At 63.2% G+C, this 12468-nt stretch carries 13 protein-coding genes; 5 read left to right on the top strand and 8 right to left on the bottom strand.

Annotated features, from left to right (window positions below):
- Nucleotides 1–23: 23 nt before the first annotated feature.
- Together ybeY and ACEWE8_RS04360 are read right to left on the bottom strand one after the other, a co-directional pair.
- A complete protein-coding gene (gene ybeY / locus ACEWE8_RS04365; RefSeq protein ID WP_012312569.1) occupies nucleotides 24–497 on the bottom strand; it encodes an rRNA maturation RNase YbeY in 474 nt (157 codons plus the stop codon).
- Complete coding sequence (locus tag ACEWE8_RS04360; protein WP_039601873.1) at nucleotides 490–1488, bottom strand: PhoH family protein; 999 nt, start codon at nucleotides 1486–1488, stop codon at nucleotides 490–492. Before ACEWE8_RS04360 ends, ybeY begins: the two co-directional genes overlap by 8 nt.
- Nucleotides 1489–1651: 163 nt before the next feature.
- Here ACEWE8_RS04360 and ACEWE8_RS04355 point away from each other — a divergent pair, with 163 nt between their 5' ends.
- Nucleotides 1652–1978 (top strand): DUF1820 family protein, encoded by a 327-nt coding sequence (locus ACEWE8_RS04355; protein WP_039601874.1) that lies wholly within the window; start codon nucleotides 1652–1654, stop codon nucleotides 1976–1978.
- Nucleotides 1979–1984: 6 nt separating this feature from the next.
- Here the strand turns inward: ACEWE8_RS04355 and ACEWE8_RS04350 are convergent, their stop codons facing one another.
- From ACEWE8_RS04350 to ACEWE8_RS04335, 4 genes are all read right to left on the bottom strand, one after another.
- On the bottom strand, nucleotides 1985–2530 hold the full coding sequence (locus tag ACEWE8_RS04350; RefSeq protein WP_046785139.1) for a tetratricopeptide repeat protein: 546 nt from the start codon (nucleotides 2528–2530) through the stop codon (nucleotides 1985–1987).
- Nucleotides 2531–2716: 186 nt separating this feature from the next.
- Entirely contained in the window at nucleotides 2717–4000 is a 1284-nt protein-coding gene (gene hemL / locus ACEWE8_RS04345; protein ID WP_012312573.1) for a glutamate-1-semialdehyde 2,1-aminomutase, read from the bottom strand.
- Nucleotides 4001–4017: 17 nt separating this feature from the next.
- Entirely contained in the window at nucleotides 4018–4641 is a 624-nt protein-coding gene (gene thiE / locus ACEWE8_RS04340) for a thiamine phosphate synthase (RefSeq protein ID WP_046785140.1), read from the bottom strand.
- A 14-nt stretch (nucleotides 4642–4655) separates the two neighbouring features.
- Entirely contained in the window at nucleotides 4656–5453 is a 798-nt protein-coding gene (locus tag ACEWE8_RS04335; protein WP_046785141.1) for a hydroxymethylpyrimidine/phosphomethylpyrimidine kinase, read from the bottom strand.
- 265 nt (nucleotides 5454–5718) lie between these two features.
- Between ACEWE8_RS04335 and ACEWE8_RS04330 the strand changes: the two genes are divergently transcribed.
- The 4 genes from ACEWE8_RS04330 to ACEWE8_RS04315 all read left to right on the top strand — a co-directional run bounded on the left by ACEWE8_RS04330 (nucleotide 5719) and on the right by ACEWE8_RS04315 (nucleotide 11656).
- The gene (locus ACEWE8_RS04330; RefSeq protein WP_046785142.1) at nucleotides 5719–7710 is read left to right on the top strand and encodes a hybrid sensor histidine kinase/response regulator; all 1992 of its coding nucleotides are present in this window, start codon (nucleotides 5719–5721) and stop codon (nucleotides 7708–7710) included.
- 125 nt (nucleotides 7711–7835) lie between these two features.
- A complete protein-coding gene (locus ACEWE8_RS04325; RefSeq protein ID WP_046785143.1) occupies nucleotides 7836–9488 on the top strand; it encodes an acyl-CoA dehydrogenase family protein in 1653 nt (550 codons plus the stop codon).
- A gap of 68 nt (nucleotides 9489–9556) precedes the next feature.
- The gene (gene amn, locus ACEWE8_RS04320; RefSeq protein ID WP_046785144.1) at nucleotides 9557–11020 is read left to right on the top strand and encodes an AMP nucleosidase; all 1464 of its coding nucleotides are present in this window, start codon (nucleotides 9557–9559) and stop codon (nucleotides 11018–11020) included.
- Between the two features lie 6 nt (nucleotides 11021–11026).
- Nucleotides 11027–11656 (top strand): pseudouridine synthase, encoded by a 630-nt coding sequence (locus ACEWE8_RS04315; RefSeq protein WP_046785145.1) that lies wholly within the window; start codon nucleotides 11027–11029, stop codon nucleotides 11654–11656.
- 99 nt (nucleotides 11657–11755) lie between these two features.
- Here ACEWE8_RS04315 and ACEWE8_RS04310 read toward each other — a convergent pair whose 3' ends face one another.
- Together ACEWE8_RS04310 and ACEWE8_RS04305 are read right to left on the bottom strand one after the other, a co-directional pair.
- On the bottom strand, nucleotides 11756–11959 hold the full coding sequence (locus tag ACEWE8_RS04310) for a DUF2788 domain-containing protein (RefSeq protein ID WP_012312580.1): 204 nt from the start codon (nucleotides 11957–11959) through the stop codon (nucleotides 11756–11758).
- 32 nt (nucleotides 11960–11991) lie between these two features.
- Nucleotides 11992–12468, bottom strand: coding sequence for an Lrp/AsnC family transcriptional regulator (locus tag ACEWE8_RS04305; RefSeq protein ID WP_003249795.1), 477 nt, complete (start codon nucleotides 12466–12468; stop codon nucleotides 11992–11994).

The following is a 12468-nucleotide window of genomic DNA, read 5'->3' as shown; positions in this document are numbered from 1 at the left end:
CGTTTCTCGTGATCCTTGCAGTATCAGTGTGTGATTGAATCGTTTTCATCATCGGCATACGGGTCGGGGTGACCCAGTTCTGCCAGCAATTCCCGTTCCAGCGCTTCCATTTCCTCGGCCTCATCGTCTTCGATGTGGTCGTAGCCAAGCAGGTGCAGGCAGCCGTGGATGACCAGGTGCGCCCAATGCGCTTGCAGCGATTTGCCCTGTTCGGCAGCCTCGCGCTCGACCACCGGCACGCAGATCACCAGGTCGCCCAGCAGCGGGATATCGAGCAGTTCATCGGGCACATCGGCCGGGAACGACAGCACGTTGGTCGCGTAGTCTTTGTGCCGGTAGGTGTGGTTGAGCTCGCGGCCTTCGGCTTCGTCGACCAGACGGATGGTCATTTCCGAGTCGGCGCTGCGCTGGCGCAAGGCCAGTTCGCACCAGGCGCGCAAAGCGGCATCGTCAGGGGTGGCGGCATCCGTGGCGCGCTGCAGGTCAAGTTCAAGCATCTTTGCCGGGCGCCTCGGGCTTGGCCTGGCGGGCATCGAAGCGGTCATAGGCCTCGACAATGCGCTGCACCAGTGGGTGACGAACCACATCTTTGGGTTGGAAGTGGGTAAAACTGATACCCGGAACGTCCTTGAGCACCTCGATCACATGAGCCAGGCCCGACTTGGTGCCACGCGGCAGGTCGACCTGGGTGATGTCGCCGGTGATCACCGCAGTGGAGCCGAAGCCGATACGGGTCAGGAACATTTTCATCTGCTCGAGCGTGGTGTTCTGGCTCTCGTCGAGGATGATGAAACTGTTGTTCAAGGTACGGCCGCGCATGTAGGCCAGCGGGGCGATCTCGATCACCTGGCGCTCGATCAGCTTGGCCACGTGCTCGAAGCCGAGCATTTCGTACAGGGCGTCGTACAGCGGGCGCAGGTACGGGTCGATCTTCTGGGCCAGGTCGCCAGGCAGGAAGCCAAGCTTTTCGCCGGCCTCGACCGCCGGGCGCACCAGCAGGATGCGTCGCACCTGCTCGCGCTCCAGGGCATCGACGGCGCAGGCCACGGCCAGGTAAGTCTTGCCGGTACCGGCCGGGCCTACGCCGAAGTTGATGTCGTTGGCCAGGATTTCCTTGACGTAGCGCTGCTGGTTGACGCCGCGTGGGCGAATGTTGCCCTTGCGCGTGCGCAGGGAAACGCTGACCTCGTTGACTGCCGGGTTTTCGATGTTCTCGACGGTCGACTCCTGCAGGTACAGGTGCACGGTTTCCGGCGACAGCTCGGTGGCCTTGGCCTCGCGATAGAGGCGGCGCAGCAGTTGCTCGGCAGCAGAGGTTGTCTTGGGTTCGCCGATCAGCTCGAATTGATTGCCGCGGTTGCGGATTTCGATAGCCAGGCGTTGTTCGATCAGGCGCAAGTGCTCGTCGAACTGGCCGCACAGGTTGGCGAAGCGGTGGGCCTCGAAGGGTTCGAGGATGAAGCGATGAGGTTGTATGGGTGCGTTCAAGGTCGTTTTTAGCCGCTCGACGGCAATAATGGTGAACTCAAGAATAACCCTTGAAGGGCAGGGGCGAAAGCACTGAAACGTTCAACGGTATCGGCGGCACAGATCAACGGGCCTGTCTGTTATGATGCGCGCCTTTTCTTACGCATGTGTTATCCCGGCAAACATGAGCAAACGCGAACCCGCCATCTATAAAGTGATCTTCCTCAATCAGGGGCAGGTCTTCGAGATGTATGCCAAACAGATCTATCAGAGCGACCTGTGGGGCTTCCTGGAAATCGAGGAATTCGTTTTTGGGGAGCGCACCCAGATCGTGGTCGACCCGAGCGAAGAGAAGCTCAAGAACCAGTTCGAAGGTGTGATCCGCAGCTTCGTGCCGATGCACTCGATCGTGCGTATCGACGAGGTCGAGCGCCTGGGCACGGCCAAGATCAGCGAGGCCAAGGGAAGTGGCAATGTGATGCCGTTCCCTATGCCGATGCCAGAGAAGTAAAGCGAATCAGGGGAGCGGCGAGAACGGCGTGCGCCCTTCGGCGCTTTGCAGTTCCAGCAGGTATTTGCGGAAGATCTGGCCGAGCACCTGGGTGGCATGCTCCAGTTCATCGCGGGGCATCTGCTCGGTGACTTCGTCGGCCATGTCCAGCGCATCTTCGGCGCCGTTGACCGCCGCCATTTTCAGCAGGATATAGGCCTGTACGTTGTTGGCCGTGACCCCTTCACCATGAAAGAACATGCCGCCAAGGCGATACTGGGCTTGTGCATGGCCTTGCAGCGAGGCTTTTTCGAACCAGTCCAAGGCCATTTTCAGGTCTTTGGGGGTTTGCGCGTAGTAGTACTCACCCAGTTCGTACTGCGCCTGGGCGTCCCCGGTCGCCGCCATCTGCTCGCAAGCCTTGAGGGCGTTTTGCTGGTCCTCTGGCTGGACATTGAGCGTGCAGCGCCCCGTTGCAGGAATCAGCAACGAGTTACCGCCCTCCGCCAGTGCCAGCAGGGGCTGAAGAAGCAACAGGCAGCCCAGGGCAAGGGCGCGGCCGGTGCGGTTCATGGGGATCGACTTACCTCTGCAAAGCTACGGCCAATGTCTCTGGTGGCACATTATGGGATAAGCAGCGCCAACCTTACAAAGTTTTACTCGAATTTATGTACCGGTGGGAAAAGTTACTGGTGATGGACGGGCATTTATCGCCAGAGCTCTTCGCGGGTTTACCCGGCGAAGAGCTCTGACCGCGCTTTACTTCAGTGCGGCAAATGCCCGCTCAGCCGCATCCAGGGTGATCTGCAGCTCCTTGTCACCGTGTGCGATCGAGGTAAAGCCGGCCTCGAACGCGCTAGGTGCCAGGTAGACGCCACCGTCGAGCATCAGGTGGAAGAAGCGCTTGAAGCGCTCGGCATCGCTGGCCATCACGTCATCGAAGGTGACGATATCGTCGGCGCCGCTGAAGTACAGGCCGAACATGGCACCTGCCTGGGTTGTCACGAACGGCACGCCAGCGGCATCTGCGCGCTGCTGCAGGCCGTCGAGCATGCGGCTGGTGAAGTCGCTCAGCTCGTCGTGGAAGCCCGGGCGGCTGATCAGCTTCAGCGTGGTCAGGCCTGCGGCCATGGCCAGCGGGTTACCCGACAGGGTACCGGCCTGATACACAGGGCCCAGCGGAGCGATGCAGCCCATGATCTCGCGCTTGCCGCCGAAACAGCCGACCGGCATGCCGCCGCCGACGATCTTGCCGAAGGTCGACAGGTCCGGCGTGATGCCGTAGTAGCCTTGGGCGCCGCCCAGCGAGACGCGAAAGCCCGTCATCACTTCGTCGAAGATCAGCACTACGCCGTGCTTGTCGCACTGCTCGCGCAGGCCTTCGAGGAAGCCAGGCGCTGGCGGTACGCAATTCATGTTGCCGGCCACTGGCTCGACGATGATGCAGGCTACGGTCTGGCCGACTTCGGCCAGGGTCTTCTCGACTGCAGCGATGTCGTTGAACGGCAGGGTCAGGGTGTGCTTGGCGAAGTCCGCCGGCACGCCTGCCGAGCTTGGCACGCCCTGGGTCAGCAAACCGGAACCGGCCTTGACCAGCAAGCTGTCGGAGTGGCCGTGGTAGCAGCCTTCGAACTTGATGATGGCGTCGCGGCCGGTGTAACCCCGGGCCAGGCGAATCGCGCTCATGGTGGCTTCGGTGCCGGAGCTGACCATGCGTACCATTTCCATGGACGGCACCAGCGAGCAGACAAGGTCTGCCATCTCGGTTTCCATGGCGGTCGGCGCGCCGTAGGACAAGCCGTGCTGCAACTGGTTGCGCACCGCGTCGAGCACCTGTGGGTGGCCGTGGCCGAGGATCATCGGGCCCCACGAACCCACGTAGTCAACATAGCGCTTGTCGTCTTCGTCGACGACATAGGCGCCTTCGGCATGCTTGAAGAACAGCGGGGTGCCGCCGACGCTCTTGAAGGCGCGGACCGGCGAGTTGACGCCACCTGGGATGTGCTTCTGGGCTTGGGCGAACAGGGATTCGGAACGGGACATGGGATCTTCTCTTGAAATCAGGAAGCGAACAGGGCGTTGAAGGCGCGGGCGCGGCGGGTGACTTCCTGCGCGCTGTCGGCACCGAACAGGCCATGGATCACCGCCAGCAGGTCGGCACCGTGGGCGACCAGCGGAGCGGCGTTGTCGAGGGTGATGCCGCCGATCACGGCGAGCGGCAGTTTGACCTGGGCCCGGGCCTGCGCCAGCAGGCCAACATCGGCAGCGGGTGCACCGGGCTTGGTCACGGAATTGAAGAAACGGCCAAAGGCGACATAACTGGCGCCTTCGCTGGCGGCCTGGGCGGCCAGGTCGAGGCTGGCGTGGCAGGTCGAGCCAATGATGGCCTGGCGGCCCAGCAGCGCACGCGCCGGGGTCAATGGGCCGTCGGTCTGCCCCAGATGCACACCGACGCCCAGGCGCGCAGCCAGTTCGGCGTCGTCGTTGATGACCAGCTCGGTGCCGTAGCGTTCGCAGAGCTTGAGAAGCGCTTGGGCTTCACGCAGTCGACGGGCGTCATCATCGCTTTTATCGCGGTACTGCAGCAGGCGCACGCCGCCTTCCAGTGCCGCCTCGACATGGGACAGGAAACGGCCGGCGAGCAGCTGGCTGTCGGTGATTGCATACAGACCGCGTAGCTTCATCAGAAAGCCTCGTATCAGGAGCAGAAGTCCAGGGGCAGGCGGCGCGGGACGAACTGGCCCTTGCCCAACTGCTCGGCGTCACGCAGGGTGCGCCAGGTGTAGTCGAGTGCACTGCGCACGGCGCTTTGCAGGGCTTCGCCCAAGGCCAGGCGGCCGGCCAACGTGCTGGCCAGGGTACAACCCGAGCCGTGGTAGCTGCCAGGCAGGCGCTGGCAGGTCCAGGTATGACGCTGGCCATCGCGGCTGTACAGGCGGTTGTGGATTTCGTCTTCGTCGCCGTGGCCACCGGTAATCAGCAGGTGTTTGCAGAACGGCAACAATTTTTCGGCACACTCGTCTGCCGTACCTTCGGGCAGTTCGGCAAGAATGCGGGCCTCGGGCAGGTTCGGGGTGGCGATGGCCGCCAGCGGCAACAGGCGCTCGCGCAGGGCATAGCCGACCTCGTCCTTGCCCAGCCGGCCACCGCCACCGGCGCGCAGCACCGGGTCGCAGACCACCGGCAGGTGCGGGTGGGCACTGAGCAGTTCGGCGACGGTATCGACCATTTCGATCGAGCCGAGCATGCCCAGCTTGACCGCGGCTACCGTGGAGTCGGCCAGTACGGCATTGGCCTGGGCCAGCACCCACTCGCGGTCGAGCACGCGGAAGTCGGAAACATTGACGGTATCCTGCACGGTCAGGGCGGTCACCGCAGGTGCGGCGTGACAGCCTTGGGCGATCAGGGCTTCGATATCTGCCTGCAAGCCGGCACCGCCACTTGGGTCGTGGCCGGATAGACAGAGGACAACGGGGCGGGAGCTGTAGGTATTCATGGTCGGCGAGCTTACCACCAAACCCTTTTGTACGGATCGTCCTACAAACGGGTTTTGTTGATCGATGGGTCAGCTTTATGCTTTTCACTGGCATGAAAGCACTGATCTAGAGCCTTTTAAGCTTAAATCAAGATGGCCCGTTGCCAGCCTTCAAAGCTATGCTAGAGTGCTCGGATAACTCGATAAACGGGCTTTACCGGAATTCGTCGTCTCATAGGGATAGGGGGCCATTGCGACGTGTCCGGGCACGCCATGCTGGGGCCGTATGCGCTATTTGCTGATTTTGCTTCTGGGCTGCTTGCCCGTGCTGGCCACTGCGGTCGATTTCGACGACACCACCCGGTACCTTTCGCTGGGCAGCACCATGCAGGTCTATGAAGACCGCGAGGGCAGCGCCAGCATCGCCCAGGTTACCGCGCCCACCTTCGCCAAGCGTTTTCGCCTGCACCGTGAACAAGTGCTGAATGCCGGCTATTCGACTTCGGTGTTCTGGCTCAAGGTCGATTTGCGCTACCTGGCCTCGGCCAACCCCGCACCGCGCCAATGGTTGCTGGAGCTGGCGTACCCGCCGCTGGATCACCTCGAGCTCTATCTGCCGGGCGCCGATGGTACCTACCGCCTGGCACAGCGTACCGGCGATGCCTTGCCCTACGACAGCCGGCAGATCCGCCAGAACAACTACCTGTTCGAACTGCCGCTGCAGCCCAATCAGGCGACCACCGTCTACCTGCGCCTGCACAGCCAGGGCTCGGTGCAGGCGCCGTTGGCGCTGTGGTCTGCCGAGGCCTACATGGAAGAGCAGCCCACGCGCCTGTATGTACTGGGGATGATCTACGGGGTGTTGCTGGTGATGCTGGTGTACAACCTGTTCATCTTCCTCAGCGTTCGGGACGTCAGTTACCTCTATTACATCCTCTATATTGCCTCGTTCGGCTTCTACCAGGTGTCGGTCAACGGCGCAGGGGTGGCGTACTTCTGGCCGAACAGCCCCTGGTGGGCGAATGCCGCCACGCCCTTGTTCATCGGTGCTGCCGGCTTGTTCGGTTGCCAGTTCGCCCGCCACTTCCTGCGCCTGGGCACGATCAGCCGAGGGTTCGATCGGCTGTTGCAACTGTTGATGCTCGGGGCAGTGCTGGTGATGCTGCTGGCGGTGAGCATGCCCTATGGCATTGCCTTGCGCATGGCCACTGTGCTGGCCCTGCTGTTCACCGTCAGCATTTTCACTGCGGGGCTATACGCCTGGGTGCGCGGTCTGCGCGTGGCTCGCTGGTTCATCATTGCCTGGACGGCGTTCCTGCTGGGCGGGCTGGTCAATACCCTGATGGTGCTGGGGTACCTGCCCAATGTGTTCCTGACCATGTATGCCAGCCAGCTCGGTGCGGCGCTGGAAGTGGCGTTGTTGTCCCTGGCCCTGGCCGACCGTATCAACAGCATGCGCGAACAGCAGGCGCAGACCCTGCGTGATACCGGGCGGACGCTGGAACAACTGAACCAGCAGCTGGCCAGGAGCAACCACCTCAAGGATGAATTCCTCGCCACGATCACCCATGAACTGCGCACCCCGATGAACGGTGTTATCGGCTCGCTGGAGCTGATGCACACGTTGCCGCTGAGCGCCGAGATGGCCCAGTACCATCGCACGGCGGTGGGCTCTGCGCAGAACATGATGGACATGGTCGACGATATTCTTACCCTCACCGAGCTGCAGGCAGGTCGCCTGCGCGCGCAGCCGGTGCCGTTCAGCTTGCGCCGCACGCTTCAGGACCTGCGTGCCGGCTACGCTGGAACGGCCCTTGGCAAAGGGCTTTACCTGAGCCTGGACATTCCCGCAGAGCTGCCGGACGAACTGCTTGGCGATGCGCATAAGTTGACGCGCTGCCTGGGTTGCCTGGTGGACAATGGCCTGAAGTTCACCCACCAGGGCGGTGTGATGGTTCAGGTGCGCGGCCGTCGGCTTGGGCCCGACAGCCTGGCGCTGACCTTCACCGTCAGTGACAGCGGCATCGGCTTCGATGACCTGGACCAGGCGATCCTGTATCAGCGCTTCTTCCAGGTCGATGGCTCGATGACCCGGCGCTACGGTGGGCTGGGCATCGGCCTGTCGATCTGCCGGCAGTTGGGCGAGGTGCTGGGGGGCACGTTGATGCATGAGTCTACGCGGGGGTTGGGCAGCCGTTTCGAGTTGACGCTGAATGTGGCGATAGCGCAGGTGCAGGTAACGGCGGGCAGGGCGGCTTCGGGGGTTACCCGGTTCTGAAGGCTGCCGGGCGCATGCCACGATGGTGTGCGTTGCCACCTGTTTAGTCATTATTGGCACTTTGACTGGCCCACAGGGAGTGCTTCACTGGGGCTTTCATGCATACCCGGCCCCAGGAGCTCCCGATGAACCTGCACCAGTACGCTGAAACCCACGAAGTCACCAATCAGCCACCGTCCCTCGACGGCGCCAACCTGTACCGCCTGGACCTGCCGCTGCAGGAGTGGTCGCGGCGTTTCGGTGCCGGCTGGGCCGAATCGCGGATCGATGCCTACGGTGCCTTGGCCGGTGGGCCCCTGATGGCCGCAGGCTTTCTGGCCAACGCGCACAAACCAGCGTTCAGCAGCCATGACCGTTACGGGCACCGCATCGACCTGGTGGAGTTCCACCCCGCCTACCACGAGCTGATGCGTACGGCCGTCGAACACGGCCTGCCGTCGTTGCCCTGGGCCGAGCCGCGCCCCGGCGCCCATGTAGCCCGGGCATCGATGACTTACCTGCACAGCCAGGCAGAAGCCGGTACCGGTTGCCCGCTGACCATGACCTTTGCCGCTGTCCCCGCACTCAGGCTGCAGCCTGAGCTGGCCGAGTACTGGTTGCCGAAGATTCTCGCCCGCGAGTACGACCCCCGCAACGTCGGCGATCAGCACAAGGCGGGCGTGACCATCGGCATGGCCATGACAGAAAAGCAGGGCGGTACCGATGTACGCGCCAACACCACTCGCGCCTATCCTGTCGGCAGCCCGGGGCCGGGCCAGGCCTACGAGCTGGTTGGGCATAAATGGTTCTGTTCGGCGCCGATGTGCGACGCCTTCCTGACACTGGCGCAGACCGACAAAGGCTTGAGCTGTTTCCTGTTGCCACGCCATCGCCCGGATGACAGCTGTAACCAGTTCTACATCCAGCGCCTGAAGAACAAGCTTGGCAACAGCTCCAATGCTTCCAGCGAGGTGGAGCTGCGTGGCGCTCTGGCCTGGATGGTCGGCGAGGAGGGGCGGGGAGTGCCAACCATCATCGAGATGGTGGCCATGACCCGCTTCGACTGCATGGTCGGCTCAAGCGCCCTGATGCGCCAGGCCTTGACCCAGGCTACCCACCACTGCGCGCACCGCAAGGTCGGCGGCCGGGTGCTGAGCGAGCAGCCGCTGATGCAGAACGTGCTGGCCGATCTGGCACTGGAAAGCGAAGCGGCCCTGGCCCTGAGCCTGCGCATGGGGCAAGCGCTAGAGCAACTCGATGACCCGCAGCAGGCGCACTTCGCCCGGTTGGTCACGGCGGTGGGCAAGTACTGGATCTGCAAGCGCGCGCCCGCGATGATCAACGAAGCTGCCGAATGCCTGGGCGGCGCCGGTTATGTCGAGGACAGCATCCTGCCGCGCTTGTACCGCGAAGCACCGGTCAATTCCACTTGGGAGGGGTCGGGCAACGTCCAGTGCCTGGACGTACTGCGTGCCTTGTCCAAGGAGCCGGGTGTGCTCGATGCGCTGTTCGCTGAACTGGGCGATGGCCATGGCGATCCACGGCTGGCGGCGCACATCGGCAATCTCAAGGGCGCGTTCGCCGACACGGGCGACATTCAGTATCGTGCCCGGCAGCTGACCGAGGACATCGCCCTGGCCCTGCAGGCCAAGCTGTTGCTGGAAGCGGGCAACACCTCAGTCAGCGATGCCTTCATCGGCAGCCGGCTGGCCGGCGGCGGCCGCGTTTACGGGGCATTGCCGCGCGGCGCCGATGTCCAGGCGCTGGTGGCACGGGCCACGCCGGTCTGGCCCGGCTGACAGGGGGTGTTTTTACCGGCGAAGGCAGGCAAGATGGCTGACATGCATGTCCAGACAGGAAGCACAGTGTGAGCCAAGCCTTTGTAGTCGTTGATACCCCCGAACAGGCCGTCGACCGTCTGGCGGCCTTGCATGAACAGGCCACCGGGGCCCTCAGCCAGGCCCTCAAGCGTTACCTGAAGGACCGCACCGAGCCGGACGCCGACGAGCGCGCCGTTTACCGCTACCCGGCCTTGCGCCTGACCTATTACAGCCACGGCGAAGTCGCCGCCACCACCCGTGCCTATGCCAAGGTACAGGTGGCGGGCACCTACAGCGTCACAGTCACCCAGCCTGCGGCATTTCGGGGTTATCTGCTCGAGCAGTTGCGCCCCTTGATGCACGACTACACCGTGACCGTCGAGGTAGGCGTCAGCGAGCAGAACATCCCGTACCCTTACGTGGTCGACCAGGGCGATGAACTGGCGGGCAGCGGCATCACTGCCGCCGAGCTGGCGCGGGTATTCCCCAGTACCGACCTGTCCGCCGCCACCGACAACATCGCCGACGGGCTGTGTGACTGGGGCAGTGCCGAAACCCTCCCGCTGGCGCTGTTCGACGCCGCCCGCGTGGACTTCTCGCTGCGCCGCCTGGTGCATTACACCGGCAGCGACTGGCGCCATGTGCAGCCTTGGATCCTGCTGACCAACTACCACCGTTATGTCGACCAGTTCATCAGCCATGGCCTTGAACAGCTGCGTGACGACCCACGTTTCGTGCGCATGGTGCTGCCGGGCAACGTGGCGATCGAAAAGGGCATGGACCATGGTGAGGCCCAAGCCCTGGTGGCCAGCGTGGTCTGGCACCGCTATCAGATGCCGGCGTATCACCTGATCGCCGCCGACGGTGATGGTGTCACCCTGGTCAACATCGGCGTCGGCCCGTCCAACGCCAAGAACATCACCGACCACCTGGCCGTGCTGCGTCCGCATTGCTGGCTGATGATCGGCCACTGCGGGGGCCTGCGTCAGTCGCAGACCATCGGGGACTATGTGCTGGCGCACGCTTACATGCGCCGCGACGGTATCCTTGACCGGGTGGTGCCGCCGAACATCCCGATCCCGGCCCTGGCCGAGGTGCAACTGGCGTTGCAGGAGGCGGCAGCCCAGGTTACCGGCGAACGTGGCGAGGAATTGAAGAAGCGCCTGCGCACCGGCACCGTGCTGACGTACGACGACCGTAACTGGGAGCTGCGCTGGGCCCAGGAACGGCCACTGATCAACCTGTCGCGGGCCGTCGCGGTAGACATGGAGAGCGGCACCATCGCCGCCCAGGGTTATCGCCTGCGAGTGCCATATGGCACCTTGCTGTGTGTGTCCGATAAACCGCTGCACAGCGAAATCAAGCTGCCTGGGTCGGCCAACGCCTTCTACAACCGCGCGGTCAGCCAGCACTTGAAGATCGGTATCGCCGCCCTCGACCTGCTGCGCACCGAGCTCAATTCGCTGCACTCGCGTAAACTGCGCAGCTTCGATGAGCCGCCGTTCCGCTGAGGATCCATGCCACTGCCACCCCGTTCCAAGCCGCGCCACCCTAAGGCGCGGCCTGCCGGCCCAAAGCGCCAGCCCAAGGCGCCACCGGCCGAGCCTCGCCTGATCCTGTTCAACAAGCCATTCGATGTGCTTACCCAGTTCAGCGACAGCGATGGCCGTGCCACGCTCAAGGATTACATCGATATTCCTGGCATTTACCCGGCCGGGCGGCTGGACCGTGACAGTGAAGGGTTGCTGTTGCTGACCAACGACGGCGGTTTGCAGGCGCGCATCGCCGACCCCAGGCACAAGCTGGCCAAGACGTACTGGGTACAGGTGGAAGGCGAGCCGAGCGATGAGCAGCTAACGCGTTTGCGCGAGGGCGTGCAGCTCAATGACGGGCCGACCTTGCCTGCCGAAGCACGGCGCCTCGATGAGCCTGAGCTGTGGCCGCGCAACCCGCCGGTACGCTTTCGCAAGAGCGTGCCGACCAGTTGGCTGGAGTTGGTGATTCGCGAGGGGCGTAACCGCCAGGTGCGGCGCATGACAGCGGCGGTGGGCTTGCCGACTTTGCGCCTGGTGCGGGTGCGGATCGGTGATTGGGCGCTGGATGGGTTGGAGCAGGGGTGTTGGCGCGAGGTGCCGGCCAAGTTGTAATGCTCGCTGGCTTCATCGCCGGCAAGCCGGGCCCACAGAAAATGCGCAGGCCTTTGCATTTGTGGGGCCGCCTTGCCGGTGATGAGGCTTGAGAGGGCGCTACACCCCTTCCAGAAACCCCACGACCACAGTCTTGATGATAAAGGCCAGCACCCCCAGCCCTAGCACGAAGAACAGGATCATCGTGCCAAAGCGCCCGGCCTTGGATTTCTTTGCCAAGTCCCAGACGATGAAGCCCATGAAACCGATCAGCACGGTGACCAGGATGATCATCATCCATTCTTCAAATACAGCCGGATCCATCTGTGTGTTCTCCAGGCAAGCTCAGCAGCCAATCAACGAAGGTGGGTCAGGGGCAGTTCGGTACTCGCCAGCACCTGATTGAGCACAAAGCTCGAGCGCACGCTGGTGACGCCTTCGATGCGGGTCAGGCTGCCCAATAGCAGTTTCTGGTAGTGATCCATGTCCGGTACCACCACCTTGAGCTGATAGTCGGCATCCATGCCGGTTACAAGGCTGCATTCGAGCACCTGTGGCAAGTTGCGGATGGCCGCCTCGAAGGTCTCGAAGCGCTCCGGGGTGTGCCGGTCCATGCCGATCAGCACGTAAGCCGTCAGGCTCAGGCCAAGCTTTTTGCGGTCGAGCAGGGCGACTTGCCGTGAGATATAGCCGTCGTCTTCCAGTTGCTTGACCCGACGAGAGCAGGGTGAGGGCGACAGGCCAATACGTTCGGCCAGCTCCTGGTTGGAAATGCGCGCATCGCGCTGCAATTCGGCGAGGATGCTCAGGTCGTAGCGGTCAAGCTTGCTCAT

Origin of the sequence: Pseudomonas sp. TR47, from assembly GCF_044143025.1 — a bacterium.
GTDB lineage: Bacteria > Pseudomonadota > Gammaproteobacteria > Pseudomonadales > Pseudomonadaceae > Aquipseudomonas > Aquipseudomonas putida_E.
The sequence above is the reverse complement of the archived record's forward strand: the minus strand, read 5'-3'. Positions and strand labels throughout refer to the sequence as shown.